Origin of the sequence: Oceanobacillus sp. J11TS1 (assembly GCF_018333215.1) — a bacterium.
Taxonomy (GTDB): Bacteria; Bacillota; Bacilli; order Bacillales; family Amphibacillaceae; genus Oceanobacillus.
On sequence record NZ_BORO01000003.1, the window covers coordinates 107,966 to 127,707 of the forward strand.

Sequence of the window (19,742 nt, forward strand, 5' to 3'; positions counted from 1 at the left end):
CATATGACAATTTTGTCACATGCTTGTGAGTTGTACAAATGCATTCTTTTTTGGAAAGGTTAAAGTGAAGGTGGTGCCTTCTCCAAGTGTAGATTGTACATCGATCTCAATTGCTAACGATGCAGCGACCTTTTTCGTCAAGTAAAGCCCCATGCCAGTTGCAGCATTATCATGGTGGCTTGTCGTTGATGTAAATCCTTTATCAAAAATACGCGGCAGGTCTCGCGGATCAATTCCGCGTCCGGCATCTTGAATCTCGAGCCTAACATGTCCCTCTTCTAGATAACTTGAAAGGAGGATGTCAGCATTCTCACTGTATTTGACGGCATTTGTTAACAGTTGCCGTACCATAAACGAAAGCCACTTTGCATCTGTTAAAACCTCCGTGCTCTGTAAGGAAAGATCAAATCCGATACCTTTTTGCATACACCATGATTGTAAATCCTTTATTTCTTTGTAAAGCAACGGCTCCAACGCAGTGACCTCGATGTATAAATCATTTTTAATAAAGGGAATGCGGCGCTGATGGAGCTGCTGATCGAGCAGGAGATGAATTCGTATCCATTCATTATTTAATTGCGTTCTTAAGTGTTCATCTTCCAGGCGGTCCATCATTAATTGCATGGTCGTTAATGGTGTTTTCACTTCATGAATCCAGCTTAACAAATCATCTTTTTCCTGCTCGATATGGGTCAGGTGATCGGATAATAATTCTTTGTAGTGCTTGGCTTGCTCCGTCAATTGTGTTTCTGTTATTTTTTCAAATGGTGTCCTCGCTTCCCTTAAGCTGATGAAGTCAACGTCATCATCCAATGCTTCTATTTCCTTATAAAAAGCTGTCTCTTTCTGATAACGTATTATTAAAAAAAGGACGAAAATGATGCAGCTCAAAAAAACAATGTACAAAATAGATGGAAAAGGAATCGATGCATCAAGGTATGCGATTAGCAGGAAGAGGGCTTGTAGGGCAAGAAAGAGGATGATCCAGCTGCGTCTTTCCATCATATATTTTCTAACCATGCGGATTTGCCTCTTCTATCGCGATATAGCCCTGTCCAACTTTCGTTTCAATAAAACGCCCTAACCCTAAATCTCCCAAGCGTTTACGTAACCGATTAACGTTAACGGTTAATGTGTTATCACTGACAAAACGCTCATCATCCCATAAACGTTTAATTAGTTCTTCACGACGAACAATTTGATTTTTTTGCTCGATTAAAACGTTCAAAATATACATTTCATTCTTGGTTAATTCAATACTCCCCAGATGATTGCTGACCATATTTTTCTTAAAATCGACTGTTGCACCACACCATGTCCGTAAGTCCGTTTGTTCGTTGTTGTAATTATACACACGGCGAAGGATCGCTTGGATCTTAGCGATAAGGACATCGAAATGAAACGGTTTTTGAACAAAGTCATCTGCACCAAGCTGCATCGACATCACCATATCTGTCGGATGGTCCCGAGATGACAAGAAGATAATCGGGACGTTGGAATGTGTACGAATCATACGGCACCAATGAAACCCATCGAATTTCGGAAGCTGAATATCAATAATAACAAGATCAGGCTTCGCCGCTGTGAATTCCTGTATTACCTGATTGAAATCTTGAATGCCATACACATCATACGACCATTGCGATAAGCGTTCTTTGATTTCGTTAAATAAGGAAGCATCGTCTTCCACAAGCATAATTTTAAACAAGGAAACCACCACATTTCTTCTTTGCATTCTATTATTATTGTACCTTAAAAAAGTGATGTGAAGCTAGGTCTTGGCAGAACTTTTAAAGAACTTTGACTGCTTGCAGACGAATGATCGCACTTTAAAAGTTTCCAGATAAAAACCAGTCTTTACCACAAACTCCTGTAAAGACTGGTATCAAAATAAAACTTCCGTTATTTCAAAAGCCGCTGATTAATTTCCTCAATAACACCAGGCAACTCCCCAAGCGTTCTAATCGTAAAATCAGCCCCCTGCTCCATAAACGTTTTTTCAACTCTTGCAATCAATTCCTCCTGCGCCACTTCTGATAATGCATCAAATTCTTCTTCACTTACTCCCATTTCCGAACTGCCAATAACCACTGCTACAGACCAGACTCCTGCGTTTAATGCTTCCTCTATATCTGGAACTGTATCGCCAACTTTGACCACATGGCGTGCTGCTGTTAATTTTAAAACTTCCATATTGCGATAAATCATATATGGATATGGTCTTCCCAACGAATTTGTCCCGTCAGCTGTAATATAGAAGTCAGGCTGGTAACCTTTTTTCTTCGCTTCTGGCACAACTACTTCCATCATTTTTTGCGTGTAACCAGAGGTAGAGCCAATCTTTAAGCCTTGATTTCTTAAATGCGCAATCGTTTCTAACACCTCTGGCTTTGGATCTGTATATATTGCCAACGTTTCTAAAAGAGCAGATTCAAAATCAACATACAAGCTCTCTATATCTTGCTCAGCGAATTCCCGTCCGTATTTCTCTTTCCATAACGCTGAAATTCTTGGCATAGAGAGCATGGTCCGAATATGATCAATCTTCGTCAGCCCCATCGGCTCCCTTGCTTCCTCTATTGTTACTTCTATCCCAGCATTTTTAAAAACGGTTATAAATGCATTTACCGGGGCAAAACAGCCAAAATCAATCGTTGTTCCTGCCCAATCAAATATGACGCCTTCTACTTTTTTCATTTTATCCCTACCCCCATATATTCTTGGATAACATTGCATAGTTTTTCTATATCCTCTTCATAGACTTCTCCAATATTACCAATCCGGAATGTATTCATTTCTGTGAGCTTTCCCGGATAAAGAACAAACCCGTTTTCCTTCACATACTGATAAAAATCTTCAAATTCAAAAGTGCTATTCGGGAACAGGAACGTCGTAATAATCGGTGACTGTCTCTCATCGGTTATATAAGCATGGAATCCAAGCCTTTCTAACCCCTCGCGCAGCAGCTGATTATTACGTTGATAGCGCCGGGATCTTGCTGGGATACCTCCTTCTGCAATTAATTCATCGATTGCTTTAGAAAAGGCTGCTACCACGTGGGTTGGCGAGGTATAACGCCACTTTCCATCCTTATTCATTTCCTTCCACTGATCATATAAATCTAAAGACAGGCTGCTTGCATTTCCCTCACACGCCGTTAATTTATCTTGCTTTGCAATAACAAAACCGAACCCAGGCACGCCTTGAATGCATTTGTTTGCACTGCTGATTAAGTAGTCTATGCCCAAATCCTGGACGTTCATTTCTACACCGCCAAAACTGCTCATTGCATCAATAATAAGTGTCTTCTGATAAGTTTTAGCAAGCTCAGAAATCATTTCAACTGGATTTAATATGCCTGTAGTTGTTTCGCAATGTACCATCACCAGATGGGTAATCGCAGAATCATTGTCTAAAATGGACCTTAATTCCATTTCATCTGGATAGGCATTATAAGCAACATCGTAATGTTTATAACGTAAACCGATATAATCAGCCATTTTCACGATTCGTTCCCCATATGTACCATTCGTGATAATCAATGCTTTATCCTCCTTATTCAAAGCTGTTGTCATCACTGATTCAACAGTAAATGTTCCGCTTCCCTGCATGAGTACAACCGTATAATCATCCGCTGAAGCATTCGCCAGATCAAGCAGCTGCTTGCGAATTTTCTGGGTAATATCCTTGTAATCCTGATCCCAAGTGCAGCGATCAAAAAGCATTTCCTCTTTCACGGAAGCAGATGTGGTTAATGGACCTGGTGTTAATAGTTTATATTGCTTCAAAATATATCACTCCATTTCATAGAATAAAAAAGTTTAACATTCCCCTCAGCGTCAGCCGCGTCCAGCCCCTATTTTGCAGAGTTGAAGATTTCCTGATGTTGTTTTAACAGTTCCACATTTAACGGCTGGTCAAATGTCATGGAATGCGCCGGTTTATGTGCATCATCCACCGTTTCTCCTTCGTAAAGAGCTACAGGGTAATAGGTTAACAGCTCTTCTCTCGCATCCTTTGTGATAACCTCCACCATTTCCATTGCTTTTTCTGATTTTTCATCATCATCCTTGTTAACAACTGCTACTGCTTCATTCAGTGAAAAATTCCCTTCTATCGGATCGACAAAGTCAATTGGTGCTCCAGATTCCTTTGCTGCAACCGCCTGATGCCTGAGCCCGAACCCAGCAGCAACTTCTCCTGCTTGCACCTTGCTGATTGGGCCCGATCCAGAGCTTTCCAGATGCGGCCCCGCATTGGCAATTAAATCTTGAAGAATTTGGCTAGCTCCTTCTTCCCCATATTCGCTGATTACCGCTTGTACCATCAGCCATGCTGTAGAAGAGTCATCAATATTTGGAATCGATACCAGTCCTTTATATTCTGGCTTTGCTAGATCTGCAATTGTTTCCGGAACTTCCAAGCCGTTTTCCTTTAATACTTCGGTGTTTACAAAAATGGCACCTGTATTTCCTAAAACCGGCGTATAATAGCGTGGATACTCTTCCAATGCATTCGTTTCAAACGTTAAATCTTTAAACATAGCATGCTGTTCCTGTGCACTTTCTAGAAAGTAAGAGCTCATTGTTACCACATCGGCTTCGATTTGTTCTCCTTCTGCTAGTAATTTCCCTCCCAATTCAGATGTCCCCTGAGACTGCAAAATATATTCGCCTTCATAGCCCGCAGCATCTAATGCATTCTCCATCGCTGACTGCGCTTCTTCATCTGCATTAGTATAAATGACAACATCATCACTTCCTTGTGCACTGCATCCTGCTAAAACAAACGCTAAACCAATTCCTAATCCTGTGACAGATTTCTTGATTGTTTTTATTGCTTTCAATATGTTTTCGCCTCACTTTTTATAGATTGCTGCCCTTTTCTGAAGAGCCTCACACACAAATCTGACCAATAAGTTAGTCAAGAAAATAAGTACAGATAAAACAAATATTTCATTGAACTTCGCAAAATGCTGCAGCTCATTAATTTTACTTGCTACAACCGTTGTCTGTGCGGATACCAGAAAGATAACACCGCTAATCGTTACCATTGCATTGATAAAATAGTAGCTGAATATTTCTATAACAGTAGATACAGAGTTTGGGAGTATAACGCGGTAAACCGTTTTAAGCCAATTATCCCCCAGCAATTCACCTGACGTTTCCCAGCTAGGATTCATCTTTGTCAATGCATTTTTAGCCATTAAATATGGGGTTGTAAAGTAATGCATGATATTACATAAAACAATAATGAGAAAGGTTCCTTTTAAACTGCTCTCATTAAAGAGCAATAAATAGGATAACCCCAGTACCATACCAGGCACTGTATTTGTAATCATCGAAAAGATATCTACGGTTTGTTTCCCTCTTAGCGGTGTGCGTGCATTAAGAAGCGCTGCTCCATAGGCAATCACTGTTCCAAAAACAGCTGTTAAAGCTGCAACGAGGAGTGAATTTCCATAAACAGAAACCAAGTCATTCGATTGGAAGACGTCTGTGATATGCTGCCATGAAAAACGTAAATCATATGGGAAAGCCGTCACAAATGGCGCAATAAACATGACCGCAAATACAGCAACCATCGCCAGCAGAATAACAAGAGATAGCGTTCCAAAAAAGCTGTCTCGGAATTTACTGGGGGTTAATTCTGTTTCACTGAACTTATCATAGTGAAAATTAAATCGTTCGAGATAGTTTAGGAGAAAAACCCCTACCAATGCCGGAAACAGCATCAGTACAGCAATTACAGCTCCTATGCTAAAGTCAGGAATTGACCCGAGCATTGCCTGGTAAAGCTGTGTTGCAACAACCTCATACGTCCCGCCTACGGAAGCCGGTATCCCAAAATCTGTGAAGCTAAGGATAAAAGATAAAACAAATGCCCCACCCAACGCTCCTAACAATGGACGGAAAACAGTGTTCAAAAAGCTTCTTAATGTTCCGTCACCCATCAGCTTAGATACGATAATAAACTTCTTATCAATATATTTGAATGAATTATGGATGACCAGAAACGCTGCCGGCAATGTATAGATAACATATCCAATCAGCAAGCCATTAAATCCATAGATTTCAAATAAATTTCTGTCAAAAAGCTTTGTCAGTAGCCCTTGGTTTCCAAAAGTATACATAATGGCAAAACCATAGGTAATGGTAGGGGTCAGCATAGGAATAAGAATCCCTGCTTTTACAGCATTTTTTAAAGGCTGATAGATTCTCGTACAATTCACTGCATAAGCTAAAGCAAATGCTAGCGTCGTAGTAATGACAGCTGCAGTACTTGAAACCTTAATGCTATTGCCGATTGCCCTGGTTAATGTTTCATCGGACAAAGACGTCATATAATTTGAAAACCCTACTCCCTCTTCTGTTACAAATGACCGAAACAATAAAACAATCAGCGGGGCTATCAGAAAAGCAAAGAATAGTAATAAGATTACGATAAAAATAATTCGCATCTCTGGTTTTGCATTACGCATATTTTTCACCAAACAGGTTGTATATATTTTGCCGTTTAATTTGCAGCTGTCTTAGAATAAATTCCTTCACAAAGTCATTGCTGGGCTGGTTAATAATTTCAAATGGTGTTCCAAACTGCGATATATTTCCTTGATTAATAATCAAAATCTTATCGGATATCGTTAAAGCTTCCTCTGGATCATGTGTCACAATAATTGTTGTCAAGTTAAATTCCTTGGCAATTAATTTAATTCTTTCTTTAATCGATTCCTTTATCACACCATCTAACGCACTTAACGGCTCATCCAAAAGTAACAGCTTTGGTTTGGTTACAAGGGTTCTGGCCAAGGCAACCCGTTGCTTTTGCCCGCCTGATAACTCACCAATTCTCTTTTTTAAATGCGGTGTCAGCTCTAAGAAATCAATATATTCTCTGACCTCTTCCGCTGATGCAGTGTCTTTTTGATTTCGTAAGCCATATACAATATTTTCATATGCGTTTAGATGCGGAAAAAGCGCATAATCTTGAAATACAATATTAAATCCACGATTTTTCATGCCTACATTACTTACATCCTCGTCATTAAATATGATTTTGCCCTGGTCCATCCTGGTCAGCCCCAGGATAATATTCAATAAGGTTGTCTTTCCACTTCCACTAGGTCCAAGCAGCGATACGATTTCACCGCTATTGATTTTAAGGTCAATATTCTCTAAAACAACTTTTTGGTCGAATTGTTTGCTTATATTTTTCAATTCCAACAAACGGACCACCTCCTCTGGGTTACCTCTAGCATATAAAACGAATATTAAGATAAATCACTTATTGTGTTAAAAATATGTAAGTTATGAATAGATAAAGCATAAGTAATGCATAAATAGTTACTAAATCTATTCAAATCTATGCATATTCTATTCTAATTTTTTGTAATTAGATTGATTATGCCGCAAACTGCTCGTAAACTGATATAAAGAATATCCAAACAAAACGTTACAGGAGGAGGAAAAAATGCTTCCAGTTGAGAGACAAAAGAAAATAATTGATTTATTAAAGATAAAGAAAGTGATGAAGATGCCTGAGCTTCAGGAAGAGCTGGCCATCTCTATCGATACACTCCGAAGAGATATCCACGCCCTAGCTGAACGAGGAAAAATCAAAAAAATATATGGCGGTGTCAAAGTGGTGGAGCCAAAGTTCGGCGAAGCTTCCATGGAGGAACGGATGATAAGCAATCTGGACGAAAAGGTGGCCATCGCAAAAACATGTAAGGAATATATTGAGGATGGTGACTGTATATATTTGGACAGCGGCTCTACTACTTACCAAATTGCAAAATATATTAAAGAAAAAAGGAACCTGACAGTCGTTACAAACTCTGTTCCCGTAATACTAGAATTAATGGACAACACGACGATTGAACTTATCGTTATTGGCGGCAAAATCAGAAAAAATGAGCGGTCTGTCGTAACATATGATCACTTATTTAATTTCAATCAATTAAATATCCAGAAAGCATTTATCTGCGCAAGCGGTATGACAATAGAAAAAGGAATTTCCGATTACAATATGGAAGAAGCCATCGCCCGCAAGAAGATTATTGACCTTTCTCAGGAAGTCTATGTTGCTGCGGACAGTTCTAAATTTGGAAAGAATGTAACCGTGCATATTACCGGGCTGGATGAGATTGATTATATTGTTACAGATGAGAAGGTGGATAAAGAGGTTGTACAGGAATTTAATGAAGTGAAGACGGAGTTGGTTGTTGCTGAGGGGTGAATATTATAACTGCCTACCTTTTAAACTACTTAAAAAGCATCTATAGACATCTGCGCAATCGTGTCTATAAATGCTTTTTTATATGATATTCGTTCTTAATATTTACTACACTTTTATCCTCTTTTTTTGTTACTAGTTAAACAAAGTCCATGCCTCATCTCCTTCAGGCGCCCCCGATGCTTTCCTATTGAAAATAAGTATGAAGCAACCAACCTTCCCTTTTTATATGAATAAATTAATTCCGCCCTATTACCACTATTAAAAACTAAATAATCAAAATAGTCACATATAAACGCAAACTCTCGAAATAGGGAGTATTTCTAAGATAACAACTTTATAAACTTTGTACAGTAAATATTGTACAAAGTTTTCGCATTATATGGACTAATATGGTGTTTTCTATTATTTCTATATTTTCATATACTAAGATAGTAGTTCAACACGGAGGTGCTTTAAGATATGTTAGAGTTTCATAATGTTACAAAGCGTTATGGTAACGGTAAACCAGCTGTCAACAATTTGAATTTAACAATCAAAAAAGGCGAATTTGTTTGTTTTATCGGTCCCAGCGGCTGTGGCAAAACAACAACAATGAAAATGGTGAACCGTTTAATTGACATAACGGAAGGAACTATTTTAGTTGATGGCAAAAATATAAAGGAGCAGGATTCAGTCAAATTGCGCAGGTCCATAGGATATGTAATCCAGCAAATTGGGTTGATGCCGCATATGACAATTAGAGAAAACATTGTGCTTGTAGGTACGTTACTCAACTGGACAAAGGAGAGAAAAGATAAACGAGCACGTGAGCTAATTAAGCTCGTAAATTTACCTGAAGAATATCTTGATAAATATCCACATGAGTTGAGTGGCGGGCAACAACAGCGAATTGGTGTATTACGTGCACTTGCTGTGAATCCGCCATTGATATTAATGGATGAGCCATTTGGAGCACTTGATCCGATTACAAGAGATGCCTTACAAGAAGAGTTTAAAAAGTTACAAAAGGAATTAAATAAAACCATTGTTTTTGTAACACATGATATGGATGAAGCATTAAAACTGGCAGATCGGATTGTCATTATGAAAGATGGAGAAATTGTTCAAGCGGATACACCAGAAGAAATTCTCAGAAACCCGGCAAATGAATTTGTGGAAGAATTCCTTGGTAAAGACCGTTTAATTCAAGGTCGTCCTGATGTTACAACGGTCGGTCAAATTATGAATAGTACTCCAATTACCGTACAAATCGGTACCACATTAAAATCCGCTATCACAAAAATGAGAGATGGACGAGTTGATTCCCTTCTTATTACAGATTCAGACAATGTTTTAAAAGGATTTTTAGATATTGAATCTATTAACAACAACTACAAAAAGGCAAGTAAGGTAGAGAATGTAATGGAAACAAATATTTATTCGGTATCTCAGGACAGTTTGTTGCGTGATACGATTCATAAGATACTCAGGCGCGGTGCACAATACGTTCCTGTTGTGGATGAAAATCACCGTTTGGTGGGAATTGTTACTCGTGCAACGCTTGCCACCCTTGTTTATGACACGATTTGGGGCGATGGAACAGAACTTGAAGAGATCGTAGCGCAGGCTGAGTAGGAGGTGGACTTAATGATGAATTTTTTTGCTACACACGGGAATGAACTAATAATTAAAACATGGGAACATTTGTATATTTCTATGGCAGCCATTTTACTTGGAGTGTTCGTTGCAGTTCCTCTTGGGATCTTGCTTTCTAGAGCACCAAATTTTGCAGACCGATTTATTTCTTTTATTGGTATTCTGCAAACTATTCCAAGCCTTGCAATCCTTGCATTTTTTATTCCGATTCTAGGCGTTGGGAAATTGCCTGCCATTATTGCGTTGTTTTTCTATTCGTTATTACCTATTTTACGTAATACGTACATTGGTATTCGTGATGTCAACCCTGCAGTCGTTGAAGCAGGGAAAGGAATGGGAATGAGTGCTTTGCAATCAATTATAAAAGTAGAACTCCCAATGGCACTTCCTGTTATCATGGCTGGTATTCGCCTATCAACCGTTTATTTGATTGGTTGGGCAACATTAGCAGCATTTATTGGTGGCGGTGGTCTCGGTGACTTTATCTTTGATGGATTAAACCTTTATCAACCTTCCTTAATTATTGCAGGTACAGTACCAGCGACCATACTTGCCTTAATTGCAGATCGCTTGCTAGCCTTTTTAGAAAATCGCTTGATGCCAGAGGGGTTAAAGAATTCGTATGAAACAGCATAAGAGGTTGTTCAAAAAGTCCGGTGAAAATGACGCATCGAGAACAGAGGACCTTCGACTAAAAACCGACACGTCCTGTGTCGAACGCCGAAGTCACCACATCCTGTGGAAGCTCGTTGGCTTGCTTTTCCGCTGCTCACGTATTAACTGCATACGTTCCGCTCCTTGGAAAAGAAAATCACTTTTCCTGCGTGCAAGAACGTTTGCTCAAAGCTGCGCCGCCTCGAACTTCTCGGTCCTTTTCATCCTCTTTTTGAACACGCACTATAAGCTTGGAGGTGAAAATGTTGAAAAAGATAGTATATAAAGGAATCATGATTGTACTCTTACTTGTGGCGCTTGCAGGATGTTCGTTGCCAGGCCTTGCTAGTACGACGAAAGACACGATAAAAATAGGTGCCTTGGCTACTTCTGAATCCCGTATTTTTGCTGAGATATTAGCGATTATGATCGAACGGGAAACAGATGCCAGTACCGAACTTGTGACACATCTTGGTTCATCGATTGTTCAACATCAAGGAATGTTAAGAGGAGATCTTGATATAACAAGTACACGTTATACAGGAACAGATCTATCTGGAGCACTTGGAATGGATCCGGTTACAGATCCAGAGGAAGCACTGGACATTGTAACAAAGGAATTTCAGGATCAATTTAATGAAACATGGACAGCACCGTATGGTTTTGAAAATAGTTATTCTGTTGCTGTGACAACGGAATTTGCCGAAGAACATAATATTGAAACCATCTCCGATCTCGAACCTTTCGCAGATGAATTGCATTTTGGAGTAGATAATTCATGGGTTAATCGTAAAGGAGACGGATATGACGGGTTTCAGGAATCCTATTTTTCATTTGGTCATGTTTTTCCAATGAATATTGGTCTTGTTTATCAGGCGGCAGCTACTGGTCATATGGATGCCGTATTGGCATATTCTTCAGATGGGAGAATTAAGGAATTTGATTTGAAGGTTTTAGAGGATGATCAGCGATTTTTCCCGCCGTATGATGCTTCTGCTGTTATTGATAACAAGGTTTTGGAGAAGTATCCAGAGATTGCAGCGATTACAGAACGTCTGCATGATCAAATTTCTACAGAAACCATGCAGGAATTAAATTATAAAGCGGATGTTCAATTAATGAATCCACAAAAAGTTGCCATGGAATTTCTAGAAGCCAATAACTTCTTTGAGGATATGGAGAAAGGAGAGAATTAATATGGATACATTGGAACAGTTAGTGCACTATGTCACCCAAAATGGCGGATATATCTGGGTTCAATTTTACAGGCACTTTCTAATGGCAGCTTATGGGGTTTTATTTGCCGCAATTATTTCCATTCCCTTAGGTATTCTTATTGCAAAATATGGGAAGTTGAGTAGCTGGGTATTGGCTCTTGGAAGTATTATTCAAACGATTCCTGCCTTAGGTGCGATGGCTGTCATTATGATTGTACTGGGGCTTGGCACCAATACTGTAATTATTACATTGATGCTGTACTCCATCCTGCCAATTGTGCAAAACACCTATGTTGGCATGAAGGATGTTGATAAAACCATTATCGAAGCGGGTTTTGCTTCTGGGATGACTCGATTTCAATTATTACGAATGGTTGAGCTTCCCCTTGCAATAAGCGTCATTATGGCAGGGATACGGACAGCACTTGTTATTGGAATTGGGATTGCAGCAATTGGCGCATTTGTCGGTGCTGGAGGATTAGGATCCATCATTTTAACGGGAACGAATGCAACGGATGGAACAGCAATTATTTTAGCAGGTGCTATTCCCACAGCATTGATGGCCATTATCGCTGATTTAATAATGGGTTGGATTGAACGGAAGCTCCAACCAATTAAAACTTCAAAATCACGCACAGCATAAAAGAGGTGAAAGTCTTGGGAGAAATCAGGATTAGGCTTGAGAAAAATGTTCCTTGTTCATTAGCTGATGGAACGATTCTACGATCGGATATATACCGTCCAGATGATGAAAAAAGCTATCCAGTGTTAATGATTCGGTTGCCATATGATAAAGAAACACCACGTTATTACGATGAATATTTGGAAGTACCGCGGATGGTACAAGCAGGTTATGTGGTGATTCTTCAGGACGTAAGGGGTAGATTTGCTTCAGAAGGCGAGTTTTATCCATTTATGTATGAGAGACGTGATGGATATGATGCAGTAGAATGGGCAGCAAATCTTCCTTATTCAAATGGAAAAGTTGGCCTGTTCGGTATGTCCTATCATGGATATACCCAGTTAGCTGCAGCTGTGGAAAAACCACCTTCCTTAAAGGCGATTGCCCCAGTGATGACAGGAGCAAACCTCATGGGAAACTTTCTAGGAAAAGAGGCAGGACCTCATCCAGTAGCAAAACTGGAAACGTGGGTTTTAGGATCGATGTTAGAAGATCATCTGAAACGGGAAGGGAATTTTGATAAAGAAAAATTCCACTTTTATTTCGATAAGATGGCAGAATGGTTCGTTGCTGCTCCTGCTGATGAATGGACACCGCTCAAAGACCTTGCTCCAGATTCGTATTATTTTGATTTTATGCAGGGTCGTTTATCAAAGGCATTTAAAGACGATGTAAATTTAAAACAAGACTTAATGGATGTGGATATTCCAGCATTATTTATAGGTGGCTGGTTTGACGGATTATTGGCACCAACACTAGAAACCTATCAAGCTTATAAGGGAACAAAAATGCTCTGGATTGGCCCTTGGACACACGAAGAAATGACAGGTCGATGTGGAGAGTGCTTTTTTAACCATGCAGCTTCTAACCTGGGCGTTGACAATATTACAGATCCAACTGATCTTCATATTAAGTGGTTTGATAAATGGCTGAAAGAAAAGTCAATGCCTATCAAGAAACCCGTTCATCTTTATCTGATGGGACAGGAGCGTTGGGAAGCTTTTGAGGAATGGCCTATCCAAAAGTCTGTAAAGTTAATGGAAGTATTCCTGCATAGCCAAGGTATGTCGCAAAGCCGAAACGGAGATGGAAAATTAACATTTCAACCTGGCCCTGCAGAAACAAAGAGTGCCTTAAAACTAGATCCAAAACATCCAGTACCAACACGCGGAGGCGGAACATTGATTGCAGGATATGCGTCAGGAATGTTTGAAGTGAGTGATATACAGGATCGACAAGATGTTCTCGTCTATACGAGTACAGAGCTTGACGAAGATCTTTCATTGCTAGGTTCTATCAAAGCAAGAGTCTGGGCTTCATCTCCATCTAAGCTTTTAGATATTTCCCTAAGGCTATCAGAAATTGATAGCGAAGGACGGGCGTATAACATTATCGATTCGTTTCATAGAAAAAAGGTAGAAAATGAGAATCAGCCAATTTGTTTAGATGTCGAAATAGGATCTACCGCATATACCTTGAAAAAAGGCCATCGCCTCCGTCTCGATATAGCAGCAAGCAATGCACCACTGTATGATATTAACTTAAATAACGGAACGACAACAAAGACACATTCAAAAGGGAAGTCTGCAGTGGAATATATTTATCAAAGTGGAGATAAAGCATCAAAATTGGTCTTACCAATCGCTAGGTAACAAAATGCTTTTCTTGGCAGATAAGATTTTATTCCGCTAAAAGAGCCTCTGAGAAATAAGTTATACAAGGAGGAAGTATATTGGGGAATTATGATGAACAGATTGACGCTGTTAAAACACAATTCATTGAAAAAATAACAGACAATATGAATGCATTCGGTGTATCTACAAGCATTGGGCGTGTGCTTGGAATTATATATATGAACAGGGAGCCGATGACGCTTGATGAGCTATCCGAAGAAACCGGGATGAGTAAGACACGGATGAGCCAGGTAGTCCGCGAAATGATCGATTTAAATATTGCGGAACGCGTCTTTAAAAAAGGGGTTCGGAAAGATTTATTTCGAGTGGAAGAGGATTATTATCAAACATTCATCTACCTTTTCACCTCTACATGGAAAAAAGCTATTAAACGCAGCAGGTCTTTTGAACAAAAAATGATGAAACAAATGGATCAATTACAAGCGGAAACAGGTTTGACGGATGAAGAGGAACAGTCCATCAATGAACTTCTGCAGGAAATGAAGGAATGGATGGATTACTATGATTGGATCCGCCGTGTCACGGAGTTCTTTGAAAGCGGCGAAATCTTTAAACATGTACCAAAAAAAGAACGGGGGAATAAAGCGTGAATAACAAAGTAATTTTATCGTGTGCAGTAACTGGAGCAGGAGAAACAACGGCAAAGAGTCCTCATGTCCCGATTACACCAAAAGAGATTGCGGATTCGGCAATTAAAGCAGCAAAAGCAGGAGCTACTGTCGCGCATATACATGTTCGCAATCCGAAAACTGGAAAACTGAGTCATGATGTCAACCTATTTCAAGAGGTTGTGGAACGAATTCGTTCATCAGAGACAGATATTATTATTAATCTTACCTCTGGTGGTGGTGGAGATTGGATTCCAAGCGAAGAGGATCCTTCCAGAGGTGGAGAAGGAACCGATATGCAAACTCCTGAAGAACGTCATGAACCAATAGGTAAACTTCTTCCAGAAATGTGTACCCTTGACTGCGGCAGTATTAACTTCGGTGATATGTTATATGTCAGCCCAACAGACTGGTTAAGGAAACAGGCAAAATTAGTAAAGGAAAGCGGAGTTAAGCCAGAATTAGAATGTTTTGATACAGGTCATGTTCGTTTCGCCAATCAATTAATTGAAGAAGGTTTGATTGCAGGAGATCCATTATTCCAGTTCTGCCTCGGTATTCCGTGGGGAGCAGCAGCAGATGCGGAAACCATGGCTTATATGAAAAACCGAATTCCCGAAAATGCAAAGTGGGCAGCTTTTGGAATTGGCCGAATGCAGATGCCAATTGTGGAGGAATCTATCCGCCAAGGTGGAAATATTCGAGTCGGCCTAGAAGATAACCTGTATTTAAAAAAGGGGCAGCTTGCAACAAATGAACAGCTTGTTGATAAAGCAATCGGGACTGTCCACTCCTTTGGTTCCGATGTGATGACACCTGCTGAAGCAAGAAAACATCTAAATTTACGAAACCCATACGGAAAGGAAGACTAGTAGCATGACGAATGACCCAACAATTCGAAACATCACGGTTGTCGGTACAGGTGTAATTGGTAATGGATGGATAACCCGCTTTTTAGCAAATGGTTACCAAGTAACGGCTTTTGACCCAGATCCGAAAACAGAAGAAAAGACACGAGCAGCGGTTGAACGAGCATGGCCCTGGATGGAGAAAATGGGGCTGCATAAGGATGCCTCAAAGGATAAACTGATTTTTCATTCCAATTTAGAAGAAGCATTAAAAGAAGCAGACTTTGTGCAGGAAAATGTGCCAGAGCGTGAGGAAATAAAACGGAAAGTTATTGCGGATATTGATACGTACGCAAAGGAAGAAGCAATTATCGCCTCCAGTACATCCGGAATACTGCCAAGTAGCTTACAGGCTGATTGTCACAACCATCCGGAGCGTATTATTGTCGCCCATCCCTTTAATCCAGTTTACCTTATGCCGCTTGTTGAGCTTGTTGGAGGAGAAAAAACGGATGCACATGCTATCGAAAAGGCAAGAAGTTTCTATGACTCCTTAAAAATGAAGCCGCTTGTTGTTCGCAAAGAAATTGAGGGGCACATTGCAGACCGCTTAATGGAAGCAATCTGGCGTGAATCCCTCCACATCGTAAACGATGGGGTGGCGAGTACAGATGAAATAGACTCCTCCATTATATATGGACCAGGGCTTAGATGGGCATTAATGGGTCCATTCATGACATTGCATATGGGCGGCGGAAAAGAAGGGATGCGTCACTTATTGGAGCAATTCGGTCCGGCATTGAAATTACCATGGACGAAATTAGAAGCACCAGAATTAACAGAAGAATTAGCTGACCAGGTGATTACGGGGTGTGAAGCACAAACAGCTGGAATAGAGATGGAAAAGCTTGAAGATCGCAGGGATCAGTTTTTAATTGAGCTCCAGCAGCTATTGGAAAAATATTGGCCAGGATCAACATTATCCGGAAAATTGTAAATGGGGACTCATCGGCTTTAAGAGGAGGCAAGAACACGTGAGGGAAGCAAAATTATTAATTCAAGATAGAGTATCAGAGGCTTGGATTGACTATAATGGACACATGAATGATGCAGAGTATGTTCGAGCATTCAGCCAGGGTGTCGATCAACTTATGAGCATGATTGGGTTGACCGAAGATTTTCTAGTGAAGCGTAAATATACGATTTATACATTGGAAAATCACATTTGCTATTTAGATGAAATGAAACAGAATGAACCATTTGAAGTCTTTATGAATGTAATTGATTATGACAATAAGCGTATCCATCTTTTTTTTGAACTGTATGGTGAAAATGGAAAGCGGGCAGCAACGAGTGAACAATTGCTAATGGGAATTAATCAGGAAAAGGGGAAAGCATCCCCTTTCCCAGAAGAAATGTTCACACATATACAAGAACTTGCCGCCAAACACACACCGTCAGAAACACCAAAAGAAGTAGGTCGCATTATTGGCATTAGAAAAAAGAAATGAACACATAATAAATACGTGGGTAGCCGTCTTGCACAGGGCTATATAAAGAAAGGAACGGTTTTCCTTTAGATGGGGAGCCATTCCTTTCTATTTTATGTCCATTTCTGAAAGGATCGGCAACAAAAATCCTTTTAAAGACCACTGATAATCTCCCCAATAACTGGCAATTCCTATTGGTGGAATCAAATAATGACTCCCCACCAGCAAGCGGAAAGTCACTATTTGTCATTCGCAATCTATCCCTCAGGAACCAACACTAACTCCATTCCATCCGTCTCATCCAATCTCGTCTCATGATAGTTCCCTTCCACCCAATCGTTCATTTGGTTATGATACCATTCACTTCTAAAATGCCCATCCTGACCTGGGCCGACAATATGATACCCTGCATTCATATCATTTGCATCGATCACAAATCGCCAGGAAGCGCCGTGATCAACTTCTCCTGTTACAGAATTGAAAGCTGCCGCCATTGGTGTCACACCGCTCCCTCCAACTGGAATTGCGTCCTCCTTATTAAAGAAAAACGCTAAGAAAGAGCTAACACCGGATAATGGATGATGGAATTGGACCTGATGATAGTCGCCCCATGCCCAGGCAGACATATCCTCTCCATATTCTTCTGTCAACTTTTCTATCGTAGTCGCCAGGGAGTTCTGCAACACACTTTCGATCCCGCCATTTTCTTCTATCCAAATAGACCGCTCGCCGCTTCCAGCTTTTCGTAACATATTTTCTACTGCTCGGGATTGGGTAGAAAATAGGCTTTTCATGGTATCCGGTATTTCTCCTGCATAAATTGTATGTTGAATTTCGTGCATCCAATGCTCAAAAAGGAGTGGCTGCGGGCTATCCTTATCTGCTACAAAGTCCCAGTCTGCAAGCAACTGTAATGCTTCTTGTTCTTGCTCTGTCAGTTCTACATTTGCTAATGCCTCCTGAAAAACAGGAACAAACTCACGAGCTCTTAGATCGGTCACATCCATTTGTAAATCCTGCATATCCTCAATCGTAAAATCATCACCTGATTCCAAAACTTCCTCAATCCGGTCATAACGGTAGGGCATTGCCCACACATTGCTAATATGATAAGGATAACTATCTGGCGCAATCTTATTATTAGCAGTTGCAATAAAGCCTTTCCCCGGATTGACAACCGTTGGAAGCTCATCAAACGGGATAAATTCCTGCCATTCATTCTCAGCTTCCCAGCCGTTTAATGGCAATAAAGCATCTTTTCCATCTTCATAAATCGGAATTTTCCCATTTGCTTTAAAGGCAATCGTGCCATCCGTGGATGCAAACACAAAATTCTGGGCTGGAACAAGGAATTTCTCCAGTCCTTTTTCAAATTCTTCCCAATTGGCAGCACGGTTCATTTCCATAATTGCTTCTAATTCCGTACTTGCATCCAGCGCTGTCCATCTTAAAGAAAGCACTGTCTCCTTCCCAGTATCTTCTGCAAACTCCGAAATAATTGGCCCATGCCGTGTTTCCATCACTTCATAAGCAATCGTTTCAGCGTCTTTTACTTTAATCGGCTCCTTAATGATTGTTGCCTCTTCCCATTCATCCTCGTATAAAAATTCATTTGGATTATCCGGATTGCGCTTCTCGATATATAATTGCTGCACATCTGGTCCCGTGTTCGTCACACCCCAGGCTATCTGCTCATTATGGCCAAGAATAATTCCCGGAACGCCAGCAAAAATAACCCCGCTTACTTGAAGACCATCTTCTGATTCCAAATGCATTTGCAGCCAAATAGACGGGGTAGCCAGTCCAAGATGCGGATCATCTGCCAAAAGTGGCATGCCGGACGCTGTTTTATCTCCGCTGACAACCCAGTTATTACTGCCATTGAAAGGATGAGGGATAACCGCATGCTCAAAACTCGCTGCAATATCTAATTCCTCATCTTTTATAATGGTTGAACCATTTTCTGGATAAGCAGGGAACAATTCATAGGCTTTTTCCTCTTCAAATTCATTTAGCAAATAGTAATTAAATGCTTGCTGTTGCCAGTGCCCGCCGAGGTCAAAAGCCATAAACTTTCCTATCGTTAACGAATCCACCGGTGTCCATTCCTCCGGTTCAAATCCCATTAATGTAAATTCAATCGGTAAGCTATTATTTGCCTTCGCTTCTTCCAGATAGGCATTCACCCCAGCAGCAAAGCCTTCCAGAACTTCTATCGATTCTTCAGAATAAACTTTATAGGATTCCTCCGCAGCACGCCTTAAGCCTAGCGTACGAAAATATTTGTCCTGGTTAACAGCATCTTCTCCAATCACTTCACTCAACGTACCCGATGCCTGCCTTCGTGATAACTCCATTTGAAACATGCGCCGATCCGCTTGTATATAGCCCTGTGCAATATACAAATCACGTGCATTCTCTGCTTGAATATGCGGAACCCCGTCCTTATCCGTAATAACGGTAACCTCATTTTCAAGTATCGAAAGCTCGATGGTTCCTTCTGTTGTAGGAAGTGATTTATTTATGTATCCGTTTACAAACAAGAAAACAACAAGACCCATCACAACGATAAAACTAAACAGCCCAAGTAATATCTTCTTTTTAGGAACTCTTTTTTTCTCAGATACTATTTCAGTGACTTCCTTTCTCTCTGCCATTTGCATACCCCCTTCTTGA

The 19,742-nt window shown here is 40.2% G+C and carries 18 protein-coding genes; 10 read left to right on the top strand and 8 right to left on the bottom strand.

Annotation, left to right across the window (positions count from 1 at the left end; translation table 11 throughout):
- Window positions 1-15 precede the first annotated feature (15 nt).
- The 7 genes from KI343_RS03890 to KI343_RS03920 form a co-directional block, all read right to left on the bottom strand.
- Window positions 16-1,020: a sensor histidine kinase gene (locus KI343_RS03890; RefSeq protein WP_212925131.1), complete on the bottom strand. Its 1,005-nt coding sequence runs from the start codon at window positions 1,018-1,020 to the stop codon at window positions 16-18.
- Window positions 1,013-1,708, bottom strand: coding sequence for a response regulator transcription factor (locus tag KI343_RS03895; protein ID WP_212925132.1), 696 nt, complete (start codon window positions 1,706-1,708; stop codon window positions 1,013-1,015). Before KI343_RS03895 ends, KI343_RS03890 begins: the two co-directional genes overlap by 8 nt.
- 194 nt (window positions 1,709-1,902) lie before the next feature.
- Window positions 1,903-2,697, bottom strand: a complete 795-nt coding sequence (phnX, locus tag KI343_RS03900; RefSeq protein WP_212925133.1) for a phosphonoacetaldehyde hydrolase — start codon at window positions 2,695-2,697, stop codon at window positions 1,903-1,905.
- On the bottom strand, window positions 2,694-3,788 hold the full coding sequence (gene phnW / locus KI343_RS03905) for a 2-aminoethylphosphonate--pyruvate transaminase (protein WP_212925134.1): 1,095 nt from the start codon (window positions 3,786-3,788) through the stop codon (window positions 2,694-2,696). The genes phnX and phnW overlap by 4 nt, the downstream gene beginning before the upstream one ends.
- A gap of 68 nt (window positions 3,789-3,856) precedes the next feature.
- Complete coding sequence (locus KI343_RS03910) at window positions 3,857-4,837, bottom strand: extracellular solute-binding protein (protein ID WP_374705409.1); 981 nt, start codon at window positions 4,835-4,837, stop codon at window positions 3,857-3,859.
- Between the two features lie 21 nt (window positions 4,838-4,858).
- A complete protein-coding gene (locus tag KI343_RS03915) occupies window positions 4,859-6,481 on the bottom strand; it encodes an ABC transporter permease subunit (protein WP_212925135.1) in 1,623 nt (540 codons plus the stop codon).
- The gene (locus tag KI343_RS03920) at window positions 6,474-7,226 is read right to left on the bottom strand and encodes an ABC transporter ATP-binding protein (protein WP_212925136.1); all 753 of its coding nucleotides are present in this window, start codon (window positions 7,224-7,226) and stop codon (window positions 6,474-6,476) included. The genes KI343_RS03915 and KI343_RS03920 overlap by 8 nt, the downstream gene beginning before the upstream one ends.
- A 244-nt stretch (window positions 7,227-7,470) precedes the next feature.
- On the opposite strand from KI343_RS03920, the gene KI343_RS03925 reads away from it, so the two are divergent.
- The 10 genes from KI343_RS03925 to KI343_RS03970 all read left to right on the top strand — a co-directional run bounded on the left by KI343_RS03925 (window position 7,471) and on the right by KI343_RS03970 (window position 17,087).
- Window positions 7,471-8,238 (top strand): DeoR/GlpR family DNA-binding transcription regulator, encoded by a 768-nt coding sequence (locus tag KI343_RS03925; RefSeq protein ID WP_212925137.1) that lies wholly within the window; start codon window positions 7,471-7,473, stop codon window positions 8,236-8,238.
- A 459-nt stretch (window positions 8,239-8,697) separates the two neighbouring features.
- Window positions 8,698-9,852: a betaine/proline/choline family ABC transporter ATP-binding protein gene (locus KI343_RS03930; protein ID WP_212925138.1), complete on the top strand. Its 1,155-nt coding sequence runs from the start codon at window positions 8,698-8,700 to the stop codon at window positions 9,850-9,852.
- 3 nt (window positions 9,853-9,855) lie between these two features.
- A complete protein-coding gene (locus KI343_RS03935; protein WP_212925139.1) occupies window positions 9,856-10,509 on the top strand; it encodes an ABC transporter permease in 654 nt (217 codons plus the stop codon).
- Window positions 10,510-10,820: 311 nt separating this feature from the next.
- A complete protein-coding gene (locus KI343_RS03940) occupies window positions 10,821-11,723 on the top strand; it encodes an osmoprotectant ABC transporter substrate-binding protein (protein WP_374705410.1) in 903 nt (300 codons plus the stop codon).
- Between the two features lies 1 nt (window position 11,724).
- On the top strand, window positions 11,725-12,387 hold the full coding sequence (locus KI343_RS03945; RefSeq protein ID WP_212925141.1) for an ABC transporter permease: 663 nt from the start codon (window positions 11,725-11,727) through the stop codon (window positions 12,385-12,387).
- Window positions 12,388-12,401: 14 nt separating this feature from the next.
- A complete protein-coding gene (locus KI343_RS03950; protein WP_212925142.1) occupies window positions 12,402-14,078 on the top strand; it encodes a CocE/NonD family hydrolase in 1,677 nt (558 codons plus the stop codon).
- An 80-nt stretch (window positions 14,079-14,158) separates the two neighbouring features.
- On the top strand, window positions 14,159-14,710 hold the full coding sequence (locus KI343_RS03955; protein WP_212925143.1) for a GbsR/MarR family transcriptional regulator: 552 nt from the start codon (window positions 14,159-14,161) through the stop codon (window positions 14,708-14,710).
- A complete protein-coding gene (locus KI343_RS03960) occupies window positions 14,707-15,600 on the top strand; it encodes a beta-keto acid cleavage family enzyme (protein ID WP_212925144.1) in 894 nt (297 codons plus the stop codon). Before KI343_RS03955 ends, KI343_RS03960 begins: the two co-directional genes overlap by 4 nt.
- A gap of 4 nt (window positions 15,601-15,604) precedes the next feature.
- The gene (locus KI343_RS03965) at window positions 15,605-16,573 is read left to right on the top strand and encodes a 3-hydroxyacyl-CoA dehydrogenase NAD-binding domain-containing protein (protein WP_212925145.1); all 969 of its coding nucleotides are present in this window, start codon (window positions 15,605-15,607) and stop codon (window positions 16,571-16,573) included.
- A 37-nt stretch (window positions 16,574-16,610) separates the two neighbouring features.
- Window positions 16,611-17,087: a thioesterase family protein gene (locus KI343_RS03970; RefSeq protein ID WP_212925146.1), complete on the top strand. Its 477-nt coding sequence runs from the start codon at window positions 16,611-16,613 to the stop codon at window positions 17,085-17,087.
- Window positions 17,088-17,323: 236 nt separating this feature from the next.
- Here KI343_RS03970 and KI343_RS03975 read toward each other — a convergent pair whose 3' ends face one another.
- The gene (locus tag KI343_RS03975) at window positions 17,324-19,729 is read right to left on the bottom strand and encodes a penicillin acylase family protein (RefSeq protein WP_374705408.1); all 2,406 of its coding nucleotides are present in this window, start codon (window positions 19,727-19,729) and stop codon (window positions 17,324-17,326) included.
- Between the last annotated feature and the right edge of the window lie 13 nt (window positions 19,730-19,742).